The 16,509-nt window shown below is 69.7% G+C and carries 17 protein-coding genes; 11 read left to right on the forward strand and 6 right to left on the reverse strand.

All coding sequences use genetic code 11. The features are described 5' to 3' along the window. Positions 1-106 precede the first annotated feature (106 nt). The 6 genes from OG943_RS22335 (at position 107) to OG943_RS22360 (ending at position 7,465) form a co-directional block, all read left to right on the forward strand. The gene (locus OG943_RS22335; protein WP_328611739.1) at positions 107-1,648 is read left to right on the forward strand and encodes an NCS1 family nucleobase:cation symporter-1; all 1,542 of its coding nucleotides are present in this window, start codon (positions 107-109) and stop codon (positions 1,646-1,648) included. After that, positions 1,599-2,441, forward strand: a complete 843-nt coding sequence (locus tag OG943_RS22340) for a nitrilase-related carbon-nitrogen hydrolase (protein WP_328611740.1) — start codon at positions 1,599-1,601, stop codon at positions 2,439-2,441. The genes OG943_RS22335 and OG943_RS22340 overlap by 50 nt, the downstream gene beginning before the upstream one ends. Beyond that, positions 2,441-3,823 (forward strand): dihydropyrimidinase, encoded by a 1,383-nt coding sequence (gene hydA / locus OG943_RS22345; protein WP_328611741.1) that lies wholly within the window; start codon positions 2,441-2,443, stop codon positions 3,821-3,823. The genes OG943_RS22340 and hydA overlap by 1 nt, the downstream gene beginning before the upstream one ends. A gap of 11 nt (positions 3,824-3,834) precedes the next feature. Further along, positions 3,835-4,833, forward strand: a complete 999-nt coding sequence (locus tag OG943_RS22350) for a TIGR03842 family LLM class F420-dependent oxidoreductase (RefSeq protein WP_328611742.1) — start codon at positions 3,835-3,837, stop codon at positions 4,831-4,833. 214 nt (positions 4,834-5,047) lie between these two features. After that, positions 5,048-6,061 carry a type I restriction endonuclease gene (locus OG943_RS22355; RefSeq protein ID WP_442874759.1) on the forward strand — a complete coding sequence of 338 codons (1,014 nt, stop codon included), beginning with the start codon at positions 5,048-5,050 and terminating at the stop codon, positions 6,059-6,061. A 165-nt stretch (positions 6,062-6,226) separates the two neighbouring features. Continuing rightward, positions 6,227-7,465, forward strand: coding sequence for a glycoside hydrolase family 71/99-like protein (locus OG943_RS22360; RefSeq protein WP_328611743.1), 1,239 nt, complete (start codon positions 6,227-6,229; stop codon positions 7,463-7,465). Between the two features lie 70 nt (positions 7,466-7,535). Here OG943_RS22360 and OG943_RS22365 read toward each other — a convergent pair whose 3' ends face one another. Genes OG943_RS22365 through OG943_RS22380 form a run of 4 tightly spaced genes read right to left on the reverse strand, consistent with a single transcriptional unit; the run spans position 7,536 to position 10,422 of the window. Beyond that, the gene (locus OG943_RS22365; protein WP_328611744.1) at positions 7,536-8,768 is read right to left on the reverse strand and encodes a serine hydrolase domain-containing protein; all 1,233 of its coding nucleotides are present in this window, start codon (positions 8,766-8,768) and stop codon (positions 7,536-7,538) included. Between the two features lie 9 nt (positions 8,769-8,777). Next, the gene (locus tag OG943_RS22370; protein ID WP_328611745.1) at positions 8,778-9,593 is read right to left on the reverse strand and encodes a siderophore-interacting protein; all 816 of its coding nucleotides are present in this window, start codon (positions 9,591-9,593) and stop codon (positions 8,778-8,780) included. A 53-nt stretch (positions 9,594-9,646) separates the two neighbouring features. Beyond that, a complete protein-coding gene (locus OG943_RS22375; RefSeq protein WP_328611746.1) occupies positions 9,647-9,994 on the reverse strand; it encodes a hypothetical protein in 348 nt (115 codons plus the stop codon). Beyond that, positions 9,991-10,422 carry an SgcJ/EcaC family oxidoreductase gene (locus tag OG943_RS22380; RefSeq protein WP_328611747.1) on the reverse strand — a complete coding sequence of 144 codons (432 nt, stop codon included), beginning with the start codon at positions 10,420-10,422 and terminating at the stop codon, positions 9,991-9,993. The genes OG943_RS22375 and OG943_RS22380 overlap by 4 nt, the downstream gene beginning before the upstream one ends. A gap of 92 nt (positions 10,423-10,514) precedes the next feature. On the opposite strand from OG943_RS22380, the gene OG943_RS22385 reads away from it, so the two are divergent. After that, positions 10,515-11,222, forward strand: a complete 708-nt coding sequence (locus tag OG943_RS22385; RefSeq protein ID WP_328611748.1) for a TetR/AcrR family transcriptional regulator — start codon at positions 10,515-10,517, stop codon at positions 11,220-11,222. Here OG943_RS22385 and OG943_RS22390 read toward each other — a convergent pair. Both OG943_RS22390 and hemW read right to left on the reverse strand, forming a co-directional pair. Further along, positions 11,212-12,132 (reverse strand): NADP-dependent oxidoreductase, encoded by a 921-nt coding sequence (locus OG943_RS22390; protein WP_328611749.1) that lies wholly within the window; start codon positions 12,130-12,132, stop codon positions 11,212-11,214. The two genes, OG943_RS22385 and OG943_RS22390, sit on opposite strands and share 11 nt — an antisense overlap. A gap of 93 nt (positions 12,133-12,225) precedes the next feature. After that, on the reverse strand, positions 12,226-13,449 hold the full coding sequence (hemW, locus tag OG943_RS22395; RefSeq protein WP_328611750.1) for a radical SAM family heme chaperone HemW: 1,224 nt from the start codon (positions 13,447-13,449) through the stop codon (positions 12,226-12,228). A gap of 295 nt (positions 13,450-13,744) precedes the next feature. Between hemW and OG943_RS48405 the strand changes: the two genes are divergently transcribed. From OG943_RS48405 to OG943_RS22410, 4 genes are all read left to right on the forward strand, one after another. Continuing rightward, complete coding sequence (locus OG943_RS48405) at positions 13,745-13,831, forward strand: putative leader peptide (protein ID WP_369805942.1); 87 nt, start codon at positions 13,745-13,747, stop codon at positions 13,829-13,831. Between the two features lie 129 nt (positions 13,832-13,960). Continuing rightward, the gene (locus OG943_RS22400; protein ID WP_328611751.1) at positions 13,961-15,661 is read left to right on the forward strand and encodes a nitrite/sulfite reductase; all 1,701 of its coding nucleotides are present in this window, start codon (positions 13,961-13,963) and stop codon (positions 15,659-15,661) included. Beyond that, positions 15,658-15,816: an Insertion element protein gene (locus OG943_RS22405; RefSeq protein ID WP_328611752.1), complete on the forward strand. Its 159-nt coding sequence runs from the start codon at positions 15,658-15,660 to the stop codon at positions 15,814-15,816. The genes OG943_RS22400 and OG943_RS22405 overlap by 4 nt, the downstream gene beginning before the upstream one ends. Beyond that, positions 15,813-16,508, forward strand: a complete 696-nt coding sequence (locus OG943_RS22410) for a phosphoadenylyl-sulfate reductase (RefSeq protein WP_328611753.1) — start codon at positions 15,813-15,815, stop codon at positions 16,506-16,508. The genes OG943_RS22405 and OG943_RS22410 overlap by 4 nt, the downstream gene beginning before the upstream one ends. The last annotated feature ends 1 nt before the right edge of the window (position 16,509 follow it).

Genomic DNA, 16,509 nt, shown 5'->3' on the forward strand with positions numbered 1-16,509 from the left:
GCACCGCCGGGGCGTTCCGCGCAATCGGCAGACTGCGCCGAGGGCGGCCGATCGGTGAACAGTCTGCATATGCCACCCGCGCGCACCCGGCGCGCAGGATTCCGCAATGGAGCCGACGACACAGGTGCACGCCGACGGCCGGGTCGAACTCGCCGACGTCCGGTCCCTGCACGGCAGCCGGTTCTTCAACGAGGAACTGGCCCCGGTCCCGATCGGGAAACGGACCTGGAGCACGTACAACTACTTCGCGCTCTGGATGGGGATGGCGCACAACATCCCCAGCTACGCGCTGGCGGCGTCCCTCATCGCGCTCGGCATGAACTGGCTGCAGGCGCTCATCACGATCACCATCGGCAACCTCGTGGTGCTCGCCCCGATGCTGCTCAACAGCCACGCCGGCACGAAGTACGGCATCCCGTTCCCGGTGTTCGCGCGCGCCTTCTACGGCCTGCGCGGCGCCAACCTGGCCGCGCTGCTGCGCGCGTTCATCGCGTGCGGCTGGTTCGGCATCCAGACCTGGGTGGGCGGCGAGTCGATCTACGTGATCGTCGGCAGGCTCGCCGGGTCCGGCTGGCGCGACTCGCCGGTGGTGCTCGGCCAGCACTGGACGCTGTGGCTGAGCTTCGCCGTGTTCTGGATCGTGCAGATGCTGATCATCTGGCGCGGCATGGAGGCGGTCCGGAAGTTCGAGAACTGGACGGCGCCGCTGGTGTCGGTCGGCTTCCTGATCCTGCTCGGCTACGTGCTGGTGAAGGCGGGCGGCTTCGGCCCGATCCTGGCCGACCCCGGCAAGCTCGGCTGGGGCCCCGGGTTCTGGAAGGTGTTCGCGCCGTCGCTGATGGCGATGATCGCGTTCTGGTCCACGCTTTCGCTGAACATGCCGGACTTCACCCGCTTCGGCGGCAGCCAGCGCAAGCAGGTGCGCGGGCAGATCCTCGGCCTGCCCACCACGATGACGTTCATCGCGGTCGTGGCCATCCTGACCACGTCGGGCGGGCACGTGCTCTACGGCCAGGACATCTGGGACCCGGCGCAGCTGGCGGACAAGTTCTCCAGCCCGGTCGTGGTGGTCGTCGCGCTGGCCGCGCTGGTGCTGGCGACGATCTCGGCGAACCTCGCGGCGAACGTGGTCAGCCCGTCCTACGACTTCTCCAACGCCTTCCCGAAGCGCATCACGTTCGCGCTCGGCGGCCTGATCACCGGCGTCGTCGGCATCCTGATCCAGCCGTGGCGGCTCTACTCCGACCCGAGCATCTACATCTTCGCCTGGCTCGGCTTCTACGGCGGCCTGCTCGGCGCCGTGGCCGGCGTGCTCGTGGCCGGCTACTGGGTGATCGCCCGGACCGAGCTGAAGCTGAAGGACCTCTACACACCCGATGGGGTGTACTGGTTCGCCGGGGGCTGGAACTGGCGCGCGGTGGTCGCGACGCTGGTCGGCGCCGTGCTTTCGGTGGGCGGGGCGTACGGCGGCCCCTTCCCCGCGGAAGGCCTCATCCCGTTCCTCAAGCCGCTTTACGACTACAACTGGGTGGTGGGCCTGGTCGGCGCCTTCGTCGTCTTCGCCTTGCTCTCCCGGTCCAGCACGAAGGAGGAAACAAGTGAGCGACCTGGTCCGAGCCGGATTGATCCAGCAGCGGTGGACGGGTGACAAGGAGTCGATGATCGCGAACGCCGTCGACGCCATCGGCAAGGCGGCTTCGCAGGGCGCCCAGGTCGTCTGCCTGCAGGAGCTGTTCTACGGCCCGTACTTCTGCCAGATCCAGGACGCCGACTACTACTCCTACACCGAGGGCATCCCCGACGGTCCCACCACGAAGCTCATGCAGGAGGTGGCCGAGCGCCACGGCGTGGTGCTGGTGGTGCCGATGTACGAGCAGGAGCAGCCCGGCGTCTACTACAACACCGCCGCGGTGATCGACGCGGACGGCACCTATCTCGGCAAGCACCGCAAGAACCACATCCCGCAGGTGAAGGGGTTCTGGGAGAAGTTCTACTTCAAGCCCGGCAACCTCGGTTACCCGGTGTTCGACACCGCCGTGGGCCGCATCGGCGTGTACATCTGCTACGAGCGGCACTTCCCCGAAGGCTGGCGCGCGCTCGGCCTGGCGGGCGCGAAGATCGTGTTCAACCCGTCGGCGACCAGCCGCGGGCTCTCGGAGTACCTGTGGCGCCTGGAGCAGCCCGCGGCCGCGGCGGCGAACGAGTACTTCGTCGGCACGATCAACCGCGTCGGCGTGGAACCCCTGGGCGACAACGACTTCTACGGCCAGTCCTACTTCGCGGACCCGCGCGGGCAGCTGGTGGGCGAGGCCGCTTCGGACAGCGAGGAGGAGATCGTCGTCCGCGACCTCGACATGGGCAAGCTCGCCGAGGTGCGCGACCTCTGGGCGTTCTATCGCGACCGCCGCCCGGACAGCTACGGCCCCCTGACGGAGGCCTGATGACCACGCTCATCAAGGGCGGGCAGGTCGTCTCCCCGGCCGGCGCCGTCGAGGCCGACGTGCTGGTGGACGGCGAGCGCATCACCGCCGTCGCCGCGCCCGGCGTGCTCACCGGCGACGAAACGATCGACGCCACCGGGAAGTACGTGCTGCCCGGCGGGATCGACGCGCACACGCACATGGAGATGCCCTTCGGCGGCACGCACTCGGTCGACACCTTCGAGACCGGCACCGTCGCCGCGGCGTGGGGCGGCACGACGACGATCATCGACTTCGCCGTGCAGGCCAAGGGCACCTCACTGCTGTCCACACTGGACAAATGGCACGGCAAGGCCGACGGCAACTGCGCCGTGGACTACGGCTTCCACATGATCGTCTCGGACGTCAACGACTCCTCGCTCAAGGAGATGCGGGCCTGCGTCGACGCCGGTGTGGGCAGCTTCAAGATGTTCATGGCCTACCCCGGCGTCTTCTACTCCACCGACGGCGAGATCCTGCGGGCGATGCAGCAGGCGCGCGAGATCGGCGCCACGATCATGATGCACGCCGAGAACGGCATCGCGATCGACGAGCTGGCCGCGCAGGCCTACGCCGCGGGCCGGGTCGACCCGGTGGAGCACGGGCTCACCCGGCCGCCCGAGCTGGAGGCCGAGGCGACTTCGCGCGCGATCCGGCTGGCGAAGGTGACCGGCTCACCGCTCTACATCGTGCACCTGTCCGCGGCGCAAGCGCTTGCGGCGGTGGCGGAAGCGCGTGACGACGGGCAGAACGTCTTCGCCGAGACCTGCCCGCAATACCTGTATCTGTCCATCGAGGACCTGGCGAAGCCCGGCTTCGAGGGCGCGAAGTACGTCGCTTCACCGCCACTGCGGGAGAAGTCGCACCAGGCCGACCTGTGGCGCGGGCTGCGCACCAACGACCTGTCCGTGGTGTCCACCGACCACTGCCCGTTCTGCTTCAAGGACCAGAAGGAGCTGGGCCGCGGCGACTTCCGGGCGATCCCGAACGGCATCCCCGGCGTCGAGCACCGGATGGACCTGCTGCACCAGGGCGTGGTCGCCGGACAGCTGTCGCTCGGCCGCTGGGTCGAGACGTGCTCGGCGACACCGGCCCGGATGTTCGGGCTGTACCCGCGGAAGGGCGTCATCGCGGCCGGCTCGGACGCGGACATCGTGGTCTACGACCCGGCGGCCACGCAGACGCTGTCCGCCGGCACGCATCACATGAACGTGGACTACTCGGCGTACGAGGGGTTCGAGCTGACCGGCAAGGTCCACACGGTGCTCTCGCGCGGCCGGGTCGTGGTGTCGCCGGACGGCTTCAGCGGCGGCACCGGCCATGGGAAGTTCCTCTCCCGCGGCCTCAACCAGTACCTGAACTGAAGGGCTGAAGCGTGGACTTCGGGATCGTGCTGCAGACGGACCCGCCGGCGTCCGACGTCGTGCGGCTGATGAAGGCCGCCGAGGACCAGGGTTTCCGCTACGGCTGGACGTTCGACTCGGCCGTGCTGTGGCAGGAGCCGTTTGTCGTCTACTCGCGGATCCTGGCGGAGACGTCGTCGCTGGTGGTCGGGCCGATGGTGACCAGCCCGGGCACCCGCGACTGGTCGGTGATGGCGTCGACCTTCGCCACGCTGAACGACATGTACGGCAACCGCACTGTGTGCGGCATCGGCCGCGGCGACTCGGCGCACCGGGTCGTCGGCCGTCCACCGTCCACATTGGCCACGGTGCGGGACTGCATGCGGGTGGTGAAGGACCTGGCCGAGGGCCGCGAGGTCACGATGAACGACACGGCCGTGCGGATCCCGTGGGTGCGGGGCGGGCGGCTGGAGATGTGGATGGCCGGGTACGGGCCGAAGGCGCTGAAGACCGTCGGCGAGCACGCCGACGGCTTCATCCTGCAGTGCGCCGACCCGGCCATCGCGCGCTGGACGATCGGCGCGGTGCGCGACGCCGCCCGCGCGGCCGGCCGTGACCCGGGCGGCATCACGATCTGCGTCGCCGCCCCCGCGTACGTCGGCGAAGACCTGGCCCACCAGCGGGAGCAGCTGCGCTGGTTCGGCGGGATGGTGGGCAACCACGTCGCGGACCTCGTGTCGCGCTACGGCGTCTCCGGTCCGGTGCCGCAGGAGCTGACCGACTACATCCGCGAGCGCGAGGGCTACGACTACAGCCACCACGGCCGAGCCGGCAACCCGTCCGCGGACTTCGTGCCGGACGAGATCGTGGACCGCTTCTGCCTGCTGGGCCCCGCCTCCGCGCACGTCGCCCGCCTCCAGGAACTCGCCGAACTGGGCGTCGACCAGTTCGCGCTGTACCTGATGCACGACGAGCGGGAAGGGACGCTCGCCGCGTACGGGAGCCAGATCGTGGGCAAGCTGACGGCTTGAGCCGGTCCCGGGCTGGGGGCCGCGCCCCGGCGCGTTCTCAGCTCGGAACAGTGGGGGTTTATCACCTCTTTCGAGGGTTTCCCGTGTTTTATTTTCCTTGACTGGAATGGTTGCTCAGGTAACAAGCCTGACTCAAAAGACGACCTAAGGATCACGACCCAGAAGACCATTCATCAGCACCGTCCTCGGCTATGACGTCTTCGACCCGGCCGAGGTGATCCCGGAGTTCACCGCAGATGTGGGGATCAAAAAGGGCGAGAAGATCGATTACGCGATCGCCCACGACGGCCAGGTTCAGGTTCTCGTCGAGGCGAAGAAGGTCAACGACCCGCTGCGCATCGAGCACGCCTCCCAGCTGTTCAGGTATTTCTCGGCCACGAATGCCCGGATCGCGATCCTCACCAACGGTGAGGTCTACGAGTTCTACACCGACCTCGACGCGCCCAACCGCATGGACGCCAAACCGTTCCTTGTGCTGGACTTCTCGGATATCGACGAAACCCTCCTGCCGGAGCTGGCGAAGCTGACCAAAGAGTCCTTCGACCTCGACTCGATCATCAGCGCCGCCGGTGAGCTGAAGTACATCGGGCAGCTCAAGCGGATTCTCGCCGCACAGTTCAAGCAGCCCGAGGACGAGTGGGTCAAGTTCCTGACCACGCGGGTATACGAAGGTGCCTTCACCCAGCGCGTGCGGGATCAGTTCGTGCCACTCGTCGAAAAGGCCGTGCGGCAGTTCCTGAACGAGCAGGTCAATGACCGGCTCAAGAGCGCGCTCGGCACGCCGGACTCGTACGTCAGCATCGCCAGCGGCACAGCACCGGAAACCGGGCCGGTCGCCGCGCAGGCAGATACGGTGCCCGAAAGCGGTGGCGACGACCAGCGGATCGTCACCACCGAGGAGGAACTCGAGGGCTACCGGGTCATTCGCGCGATCGTGTGCGCGGAGGTGCCCGCCGCGCGGGTCACGGCCCGGGACAACAAGACTTATTTCGGAGTGCTACTCGACGACAACAACCGCAAGCCGATCGCGCGGCTCTGGTTCAACCGGGCGAAGAAGTACCTCGGGGTGTTCGACGAGAACAAGGTCGAGACCCGGTTGCCGATCGAGCACGTGGAGGGGATCTACCAGCACGCCGACCTCCTTCGCCGGACCGTGGCACGGTATCTCGCCCCAGCGCGGCCACAGACCGGACCGGTAGGCCAGCCCGTCGAGACCAGCGCCTCGTAGGCCGGAAACCTACAGGACGACCGGTCCCGGAACGCCGCCGCCAGTTTCCCCCGCTTGCGGTAAGCCGACAGAAAGTCCCCGCCATCTATACAAACGTGTGAAACATTCGTACTCTCGCCTCGCCGCCGCTGTCCTGTCCGCATCGTCGCGACGAGGAGTCCCGTCATGGGCGTGTCCCGCCGTACTTTCCTGTCCCTGGCCGCCGCCGGTTCCGCGGCCGCCGCACTGCCCTCGCTGGCCGCCGCGCCGGCGTCGGCCGCCAGTCCGCCCGGTGACGTGGTCGGCAAGATCACCGTCGGCTACCAGGGCTGGTTCGCCTGCATCGGCGACGGCGCACCGATCAACACCTGGTGGCACTGGGCGCAGGACGCGAGCCGGCCGCCGTCGACCGGCAATACCGGGATCAAGTCGTGGCCCGACCTCCGGGATTACCAGCACACCTACAAAACCGGCTACGCGAACCTCGGCAACGGCCAGACCGCGAACCTGTTCTCCTCCTACGACCAGCAGACCGTCGACACGCATTTCGCGTGGCTGCAGCAGTTCGGCATCGACACCGCGGCCCTGCAGCGCTTCAACCCCAACGGGGCCGAGGGCGCGACCCGCGACGCCATGGCAGGCAAGGTGCGCAGCGCCGCCGAGTCGCACGGGCGGAAGTTCTACGTGATGTACGACGTCACCGGCTGGACGAACATGCAGCAGGAGATCAAGGACGACTGGACCGCGAAGATGTCGGCGCACACCGCGTCCGGCGCCTACGCCCGGCAGAACGGCAAGCCGGTCGTCTGCATCTGGGGCTTCGGCTTCAACGACGGCAATCACCCGTGGGACGCCGGCCCCTGCCTCGACGTGGTGAACTGGTTCAAGGGCCAGGGCTGTTACGTGATCGGCGGCGTGCCGCGGGAATGGCGTGTCGGCGGTTCGGGCACGCGCACCGGGTTCTCCGACGTCTACCACGCGTTCAACGCGCTCTCGCCGTGGATGGTCGGCGCGATCGGCAACGCGGGCGACTCCGACAACATCTACACCACCATCACCGTCGGCGATCAGGCGGACTGCAACGACCACGGCATCGACTACCAGCCCTGCGTGCTGCCCGGCGACACCCAGGCCCGCCAGCGCGCGCACGGCGACTTCATGTGGCGGCAGTTCTACAACATGGTCCGCGCGGGCGCCCAGGGCATCTACATCTCGATGTTCGACGAGTACAACGAGGGCAACCAGATCGCGAAAACGGCGGAGGACGCCTCGATGGTCCCCGCGGACTCCGGCATCTGGGCCCTCGACGAGGACGGCACGCACTGCAGCTCCGACTACTACCTCCGGCTCACCGGCGACGGCGGCCGGATGCTGCGCGGCGAGATCGGCCTGACAGCGAACCGGCCGACCCCACCGGTGGCCTGAAGCAGTGCTGTCACCCGCGTACGTCCTCAGTGGACGTACGCGGGTCAGCCGTTCGGCTGAACCGGGAGGCTCAGTCGACCAGGGCCTGGTAGACCAGCTGACGCAGCTGCTGCCGGATCGGGTGGGTGCTCGACGGCAGCAGCTGCGTGTAAAACGCCACCGTCAGGTCCTCGTCGGGGTCCACCCAGAACGCGGTGGACGCCGCGCCGCCCCAGGCGTACTCACCCGCGCTGGACAGCGTCTTCGCCTTCACCGGGTCCTCCAGCACCGAGAAACCCAGCCCGAAGCCGAAGCCGTCGAACGGCATCTCGGCGAACAGCGGCCGGCCGTAGGCCTCGAGGTCCACGTGGCCGGGCAGGTGGTTGCTCGTCATCAGCTCCACCGTGCGCGGGCCGAGCACCCGCACGCCGTCGAGTTCGCCGCCGCGCAGCAGCATCTGCGTGAAACGGTGGTAGTCGCCCGCGGTGGAGACCAGCCCGCCGCCACCGCCGAGGAAGTCCGGGCGGGCGGTGCCGACCTGGCCGAAAGCGTCGTTGCGCACCGCGCGCTTCGTGCCCGGCTCCGGCAGGTACAGCGCGGCGAGCCGGTCGGTGTCCGTGGTCCAGAAGCCGGTGTCGGTCATGCCGAGCGGGCCGAAGACCCGCTCGGCGAGCACCTCGTCCAGCGGCTTTCCGCCGAGCACCTCGACGAGGCGGCCGAGCACGTCGCTGGCCACCGAGTAGTTCCACTCGCTGCCGGGCTGGAACACCAGCGGGAACTCCGCCCACGCGCGGCTGACCGCGGCGAGGTCCAGCCCCTTCGGCTCGTCCCACTCGTAACCGGCCGCGCGGTAGATCGCGTCGACCGGGTGGGCGTGGTGGAAGCCGTAGGTCAGCCCGGAGGTGTGCGTGAGCAGGTGCCACAGCCGGATCGGCTCGGTCGCCGGCTCGGTGACCGGCGCCAGCGCCGAGCCCTTGACGTAGACCCGCGGCGCCGCGAATTCCGGCAGCCACCGGGAAATCGGGTCGGTGAGGTCGATCTGGCCCTCTTCGACGAAGGTCATCGCGGCCACCGAAGTGATCGGCTTCGTCATCGAAAAGATGCGCCAGATCGTGTCGGGCTCCACCGGGGCGCCCGCCTCGACGTCACGGCTGCCGTGCGACGCGACGTGCACGATCCGGCCGTGCCTGCTCACCACCGCGAGGTAGCCGGGCAGCAGCCCATCGTCGACATACCGGGCGAAATGCCGGTCGATGCGCTGCAGCCGTTCACCGTCGAACCCGGCCTCGGCCGGGTCGATGTCCACCTTCACCTCAGTCGCCATGCGGCGAGGTTACGCCGTTTCGCGCGCCCGCTCAGCGGCCTTCTCTTCGCGCCAGGCCTCGTCATTCTTGCCCTCACGCCAGTATCCGGACAGCGACAGCGAGTCGCGCGGCACGGCGCGCTCGTCGAGCAGGTGCCGGCGCAGCTCGCGGACGAACCCGGCCTCGCCATGGACAAACGCCTGCACGTCGCCCTCGCGCCACGGCAGCGCCTTCACCGCCGCGGTGAGGTCACCGCCGTTCGCCCGGTGCAGCCAGGTGACCTGCGCATCCGCCTTGGTGACGAGCGGCTGCTCCTCACCCGCGTCCGCCACGAGCAGGAACACGTGCGCGGGCACACCGGCCGGCATGGCCTCGAGCGCCGCGGCGATGGCCGGCAGCGCGGCCTCGTCGCCCACGAGCAGGTGCCAGCCCGCGTCGGCGCGCGGCGAGTAACCACCACCGGGACCGGCGAACAGCAGCTCGTCACCGGGCTCGGCGCGCAGCGCCCACGGCCCGGCCAGCCCCTCGTCGCCATGCACCACGAAGTCGATGACCAGCTCGCCGGCCGCCTCGTCGTAGGAGCGGACGGTGTAGGTGCGCAGCCGCGGCGCGTGCTCGCGCGGCAGCTCGGCGCGGATCCGCTGCAGGTCGAACGGCTCCGGGTAGTCGACACCGGGCACCTTGAAGATGACCTTCACGTAGGCGTCGGTGAACTCATTCGGCGAAAAGTCCCGCAGGCCGTCGCCGCCCGCGACGATGCGGATCATGTGCGGGCTGAGGCTTTCCTTGCGGAGGACCCGGAGCCGCACCGCCGGCCTCCCCTTGCGTGCCGGAGCATCGGCCATCGGACACCACCCATTCAGTAAGGCTTACCTAATCTCGGTTCCACCGTACGCGCTCAGCGCCCGTCGCGCCTAGGCATCCCTTGGTCCAGTTCCGCCAGCAGCGCCGCGAAGCCGGCCCGGACGCGGGGCCGGAAACCGACGAAGAACCGGTTGGCCGGCAGCACTGCCCACCACTGACCCCCGGCGGCGTTGAGCACCCGGTGGGTCACGCGCGCGCCCGCCGGGCCGGCCGTGACGTGGTACTCACCGCGGTACCACCAGCCGCCCTGCGACACGAGCGTTCGCCGTTCACGGTCCACCTCGATCGGCGTCGAGTGCTCCTTCAACCGCCGCTCGATCCCAGCGAAGGCTTCCGACGGCGTCATCGCGACGACGCCGGAGACCTCCACGATCGTCCTCACGCAGCAGCCCGCGGATCGGACACGCGGGTGTTCTGGAACGCCGTGATCAACCAGCCTTCCTCACCCCGCACGAGCACGAAGGTGACGGTGACCGCCCGGCCCTTCTCGACGACTTCGCTGCCGGACAGCGAAGAACCGCCATCGGCCACGACGATCGCGACGTCCTTCGCGGGGAAGCGCACCCGGGCCTCGCCGTAACCGCCGACGAGTTTCGAGCCCCGCATCGGGCCTTCGAACAGCGCGCGGTGCGAGCTTTCGATCAGGTCCCGGCCCGGCGTCTGCATGCCGAAGAACGTCACGTAGTCGGCGTCTTCGGTGAAGAGCCGGCCGTACGCGGCGGCGTCACCGGAGTTCCAGGCGTCGTTGAGGCGGCCGAGGACGGCGAGGACTTCTTCACGAGCAGTCTCTTGAGTGGCCAGGTCAGTCATGGTTTTCTCCTTCGCGAACGGGGTTCGTTAAGGACAGTTCTACTCACGAACAACGTTCGCGTCAAGGCGGGTGCGCGGTTAGGCTGGGCGGCATGACCGTCCCGCCCCCGCCGTGGCGCCGAACGCCCAGCCCGCGGCGGCGCGCCGCGAAACCCCTGCTCTCGCAAGAGCTGGTGGTGAAAACAGCGCTGGAGATCCTGGCCGCCGAAGGCATTGCGGCCGTGACGATGCGGAAGGTCGCGCAGCGGCTGGAAACCGGCCCGGCCTCGCTGTACGCGTACGTGTCCAACAAAGAAGAGCTGGACGAGCTGATGCTCGACGCGGCGCTGGGCGACGTGCCGCAGCCGGCGCCGGACGCCGAGCACTGGGACGAGCAGGTGAAGGACCAGGTGCGGCTTCAGGTGCGCGCGATGATGGCGTACCCGGGCATCGCGCGGGTCGCGTGGAACACGCCGGTGCCGGTCACCCCGAACGCGCTGCAGCAGGCCGAGACGATGCTCGCGCTCCTGCGCGCGGGCGGCCTGAGCCTGGAGCAAGCCATGTTCGCGAGTGACGCGCTCAGCCTGTACGCGAAAGCCCACGCGTACGAGGCGAGCAGCTGGACGTTCGGCGACTTCGACCAGGCCGACGTCGCCGAACGCAGCCGTCAGATGGACGAGTACATGCGGTCACTGCCCGCCGGCGCCTTCCCGAACCTGCTTCGCTCCGGGGAGTTCTTCAACGCCGAGACGAGCGCGCCCCGCTTCGAGTTCGCGCTGGAGATGTTCGTGGCCGGGCTGAAAACGCTGGTCAGGGCTTAAGCACGATCTTGCCGCGGGTGTGGCGCTGCTCCAGCTCGCGGAAGGCGTCCTGCACCTGCGCGAGCGGGTAGACGGCGGCGATCGGCACCTCGAGCAGGCCCTTGTCGACCAGCGCGACGAGGTCGCGCATGACCTCGGCGGACGCGGCGGCCGTATTGCCCTCGGACTTCACGCTGTACGTCTCGACAGCGGCGAAGTCGATCACCGTGTTGATCCGTCCCGTGTAGACACCCAGCCGCAGCGCGAGCTCCACGTAGCCGTCGCCGAAGTTGTCGATGAAGGAGTCCACTTTGCCACCCGTGGCCACGCGGATCCGCTCCTCGACGCCTTCGCCGTAAGCCACCGGGATCACGTCCTGCTCGCGCAGCCACGCGTGGTTCGCTTCGCTCGCGAGGCCGACCACGGTCGCGCCGGTGAGCTTCGCCAGCTGCACCGTCAGCGAGCCGACGCCGCCCGCGGCGCCCGCGACCACGACTGTGTCGTCTTCGCGGACACAGACGGCCTGCACCGCGGCGTACGCGGTGGTGCCGGCGACGAACAGCGCGCCGGCCGCCTCCCAGGAGACGCCGCTGGGCTTCGGAGTCAGGTCCGCGGCCTCGACCACGACGTACTCGGCGTGGCTGGCGCGGGTGTTGACGAAGCCGACGACCTCGTCGCCCAGCTCGATGTCCTCGACCTCGGGCCCCAGCTCGACGACCACGCCGGCCAGGTCGCTGCCCTGCCCGGACGGGAACTCCGACGGCCACCGGTCAGCGAACGCGCCGCGCCGGATCATGGCTTCACCGGGGTTGATTCCGGCGGCTCTGACCTCGACGAGTACCTGGCGGGGTCCGGGTTGGGGGCGGGGCACGTCCTCGACCCGCAGCACGTCGATTCCGCCGTGTTCGCTGTACCTGACCGCCTGCGGCATGCGCGACTCCCTCGCTCGTGGACACCTGCAGCAACCAACCATCGGCCGCGTTTATGCCCGCGAAGCGAAAATTCCCGCGTGATCAGCCGAAATTCAGCCGGCCAGGCGACGCACGACACCGTCGGCGAGCAGCCGCCCGCGGTCGGTCAGCACGGCGCGGCCCTGACTGTCCAAAACGGACTCGTCCAGGAGTCCTTCCGCCGCGGCGGCGTGCGCTTCGGCCACCCCCGCGGCGTCGAGCGCGGTGAGCGGAAGCCCTTCCGCGACACGGAGTTCGAGCATGATCCGCTCCAGGTGGCGGTCTTCGCCGGTGAGCAGCTCACGGCCCGCTTCGGGGCTTTCGCCCGCGGCGAGCTGGGCCGCGTACCGCGCCGGGTGCTTGACGTTCCACCAGCGCACGCCGCCGACGTGGCTGTGCGCGCCGGGTCCCGCGCCCCACCAGTCGCCGCCCTGCCAGTAACCGAGGTTGTGCCGGCAGCGCGCGGCGTCCGAGGACGCCCAGTTCGAGACCTCGTACCAGTCCAGGCCCGCGGCGGCGAGGGTGGCGTCGATCAGCTCGTAGTCGGCGGCCAGCACGTCGTCGTCCGGGGCGGGCAGCTCGCCGCGCCGCACCCGGCGGGCCAGCGCGGTGCCCTCCTCGACGATCAGCGCGTACGCCGAGACGTGGTCGACCCCCGCGGCGAGCACGGCGTCCAGCGACGCCCGGAGGTCCTCCGTGCGCTCGCCGGGAGTGCCGTAGATCACGTCGAGGTTCACGTGCTCGAAGCCCGCGGCCCGCGCCTCGCGCGCGGCGTCCACCGGCCGCCCCGGCGTGTGGACGCGGTCGAGCACCTGCAGCACGTGCTGCGCCGCGGACTGCATGCCGAGCGACACGCGCGTGTACCCGGCCTCGCGGATCCCGGCGAAGAACTCCGGCGACGTCGACTCGGGGTTGGACTCGGTGGTCACCTCGGCGCCGGGCGCCAGCCCGAACACCCCGCGGACGATGTCGAGCACCTCGCCGAGCCCGTCCGCCCCGAGCAGCGAGGGCGTCCCGCCGCCGACGAACACGGTCTCCGCGGCGGGCGGCGCCTGCAGCACCCGCGCGGCCAGCTCCAGCTCCCGGCGCAGCCCGTCCAGCCACGACCTCGGCGACGCGCCGGAGCCGAGCTCGCCGGCGGTGTAGGTGTTGAAGTCGCAGTACCCGCAGCGAGTGGCGCAGAACGGCACGTGCACGTAGACCCCGAACGGCCGGGTCCCGAGTCCTTCGAGGGCGCTCTCGGGCAGTCCGGTGGCGGTGGGTTCGGTGGTCTGGCTGGTCGCGGGCACGACGTCCATTGTCCACCGGCTCCCGCCGGGGTCCGGCACAGGGACTCGTACGCCGGTAAGGACCCCTTGACCGCGTCCCACGCCGGTAAGGAGGCCTTGACCGCGTCCAGGTCCCTGAAGGCCACCATGAGGGCATCTCGGTCCCTCAAGGACCCCTTCACCGCGTCCCACGCGGGTAAGGAGGCCTTGACGGCAGGCGCGCTTGTACCGCCCCACCGCACCGCATTGTCCACCTACAGTGAGCCCTCTCCCACCATCCGGGCAAGCCTGGACCACATTGTGGACGCGTGGCACGCTCATCCACGTGAGTCCTGCCGGTGTTCTGCTCGTGGCGCGCCGCCACGTCGACCTTGTGCGCGTCGCGAGCGCGCTCTGCCGGCCGGTCCGCTGACTCCCGACGCCCGACCAGCCCACCACATCTGGACCGCCGGCGCCGGACCCGCCGCGAACCAGCCTGCCCACGGGAACCAGCCGGGCTTCGCGGTGGCCCCGGTGCCACGACCGCCCCCGGAGGACCCCCATGGCCTCACCCACGCGTGAAACCCCCGCGCCCGGCCGCGCCCCCCGTGCCCGGCAGAAGCGCGGCGAGGGCCAGTGGGCGCTCGGCTACCGGGAACCGCTGAACCCGAACGAGCGCTCCAAGAAGGACGACAACCCGCTCAACGCCCGCGCGCGCATCGAGAACATCTACGCCCACCGCGGCTTCGACTCGATCGACCCCGGTGACCTGCGCGGCCGGTTCCGCTGGTTCGGCCTCTACACCCAGCGCAAGCCCGGCATCGACGGCGGCCGCACCGCCACGCTGGAGCCCGAGGAGCTGGACGACCGCTATTTCATGCTCCGCGTCCGGCTCGACGGCGGCATGCTCACCACGCAGCAGCTCGCCGTGCTGGCCGAGATCTCGCAGACGCACGCGCGCGGCACCGCCGACATCACCGACCGGCAGAACATCCAGTACCACTGGATCCAGATCGAAGACGTGCCCACGATCTGGCAGAAGCTCGAGAACGCCGGGATGACAACGCTGGAGGCGTGCGGCGACAGCCCGCGCGTCATCCTGGGCTCCCCCGTCGCCGGCATCGCCGAGGACGAGGTGATCGACGGCACCCCCGCGATCGAGGAGATCAAGCGCCGGTTCATCGGCGACCCGCGGTACTCGAACCTGCCGCGCAAGTTCAAGACCGCGATCTCCGGCCAGGCGGACGTGGCGCACGAGATCCACGACATCGCGTTCGTCGGCGTCGACCACCCCGAGCACGGCCCCGGCTTCGACCTGTGGGTCGGCGGCGGCCTGTCCACCAACCCGATGATCGGGCGGCGGCTCGGCGCCTGGGTGCCGCGCGACGAGGTGCCCGACGTGTGGGAAGGCGTGATCAGCGTCTTCCGCGACTACGGCTACCGGCGGCTGCGCGCGCGGGCCCGGATCAAGTTCCTGGTCAAGGACTGGGGTGTCGAAAAGTTCCGCGAAGTCCTCGAATCCGAGTACCTCAAGCGCAAGCTCGTCGACGGCCCCGCGCCCGGCGTGCCGCCCGCCCCGATCGACCACGTCGGCGTGCACAAGCAGGTCGACGGCCGGTTCTACGTCGGCGCCGCACCGATCGCCGGCCGGGTGAACGGCGAGACGCTGCTGGCCGTGGCCAAGGCCGCCGAGCGCGCGGGCTCCGAGCGGGTCCGGCTGACGCCGCAGCAGAAGCTCGTCGTCCTCGACGTGCCCGAGCCCGAGGTGCCCGCGCTGGAGACCGAGCTCGCCGAGCTGGGCCTGCACACCCGGCCGTCACCGTGGCGGCGCAGCGTGATGGCGTGCACCGGGCTGGAGTTCTGCAAGCTCGCGATCGTCGAGACGAAGGCCCGCGCGCAGGCGCTGGTGGCCGAGCTGGAGACGCGCCTGGCCGACATCCAGGGCGACCTCGACACCCCGGTGAGCGTGCACCTCAACGGCTGCCCCAACTCCTGCGCCCGGATCCAGACCGCGGACATCGGGCTCAAGGGCCAGATCGTCACCGACGGCGAGGGCCGGCAGGTCGAGGGCTTCCAGGTGCACCTCGGCGGCGGCCTCGGCCTCGACGCCGGGTTCGGCCGGAAGCTGCGCGGGCACAAGGTCACCGCCGCCGACCTGACCGCTTACGTCGAGCGGGTGGTCCGCGCGTACATCGACGGCCGCGAAAGCGGTGAGCGGTTCGCGCAGTGGGTCGCGCGAGCCGAGGAAAGCGTGCTGCAGTGACCTCGACCGAGAGGGCGGTGCCGTACTACTGCCCGTTCTGCGGCGACGAAGACCTGCGCCCCGAGGAAGGCGGCGGCTGGCTGTGCGCCGGCTGCCGCCGGACGTTCTCGGTGAAGTTCCACGGACTGTCCCTACCGGAGGTGTCACGCGGATGACCGCCACAGCGGATTACCGGACCCTGGCCGAACGAGCGTCGAAGGAGCTGGCCGAGGCCACGGCGGAGGAGGCACTGCGCTGGACGGCCGAGACCTTCGGCGACGACTTCATCGTGGCGTCCAACATGCAGGACGCCGTGCTGATCGACCTGGCCACCAAGGTCAAGTCCGATGTGGACGTGCTCTTCCTGGAGACCGGCTACCACTTCGCGGAGACCATCGGCACCCGCGACGCGGTGCAGACCGTCTACCCGGACGTGACGATCGTGAACGCCCAGGCCGAGCAGAGCGTCGCCGAGCAGGACGCCGAGTACGGCGCGAAGCTGCACGACCGTGACCCCACGCTGTGCTGCAATCTGCGGAAAGTGGTGCCACTGCGCAAAACCCTGGGCAACTACTCCGCGTGGGTCACCGGCGTCCGCCGGGTCGACGCCCCGACCCGCGCGAACACCCCGATCGTCACCTGGGACGAGCGCAACGGCCTGGTCAAGGTCAACCCGATCGCGCCGTGGACCGACGAGGAGTTCGCCGGCTACATCCGCGAGCACGGCATCCTGGAGAACCCGCTGGTCTCGGCCGGCTACCTGTCCATCGGCTGCGCGCCGTGCACGGCGAAGGTCGCGCCGGGGCAGGACCCGCGCAGCGGCCGCTGGGCCGGCCAGGCGAAGACCGAGTGCGGGCTGCACGGCTGAT

The organism is Amycolatopsis sp. NBC_00345 (assembly GCF_036116635.1).
Lineage (GTDB): Bacteria > Actinomycetota > Actinomycetes > Mycobacteriales > Pseudonocardiaceae > Amycolatopsis.

What these genes read in the sequence shown, in the direction of transcription:
- OG943_RS22335 (WP_328611739.1), top strand. Translation starts at nt 107, where the DNA reads ATGGAGCCGACGACACAGGTGCACGCCGACGGCCGGGTCGAACTCGCC.
- hydA (WP_328611741.1), top strand. Translation starts at nt 2,441, where the DNA reads ATGACCACGCTCATCAAGGGCGGGCAGGTCGTCTCCCCGGCCGGCGCC.
- OG943_RS22360 (WP_328611743.1), top strand. Translation starts at nt 6,227, where the DNA reads ATGGGCGTGTCCCGCCGTACTTTCCTGTCCCTGGCCGCCGCCGGTTCC.
- OG943_RS22365 (WP_328611744.1), bottom strand. Translation starts at nt 8,768, where the DNA reads ATGGCGACTGAGGTGAAGGTGGACATCGACCCGGCCGAGGCCGGGTTC.
- OG943_RS22370 (WP_328611745.1), bottom strand. Translation starts at nt 9,593, where the DNA reads ATGGCCGATGCTCCGGCACGCAAGGGGAGGCCGGCGGTGCGGCTCCGG.
- OG943_RS22380 (WP_328611747.1), bottom strand. Translation starts at nt 10,422, where the DNA reads ATGACTGACCTGGCCACTCAAGAGACTGCTCGTGAAGAAGTCCTCGCC.
- OG943_RS22385 (WP_328611748.1), top strand. Translation starts at nt 10,515, where the DNA reads ATGACCGTCCCGCCCCCGCCGTGGCGCCGAACGCCCAGCCCGCGGCGG.
- OG943_RS22390 (WP_328611749.1), bottom strand. Translation starts at nt 12,132, where the DNA reads ATGCCGCAGGCGGTCAGGTACAGCGAACACGGCGGAATCGACGTGCTG.
- hemW (WP_328611750.1), bottom strand. Translation starts at nt 13,449, where the DNA reads ATGGACGTCGTGCCCGCGACCAGCCAGACCACCGAACCCACCGCCACC.
- OG943_RS22400 (WP_328611751.1), top strand. Translation starts at nt 13,961, where the DNA reads ATGGCCTCACCCACGCGTGAAACCCCCGCGCCCGGCCGCGCCCCCCGT.
- OG943_RS22410 (WP_328611753.1), top strand. Translation starts at nt 15,813, where the DNA reads ATGACCGCCACAGCGGATTACCGGACCCTGGCCGAACGAGCGTCGAAG.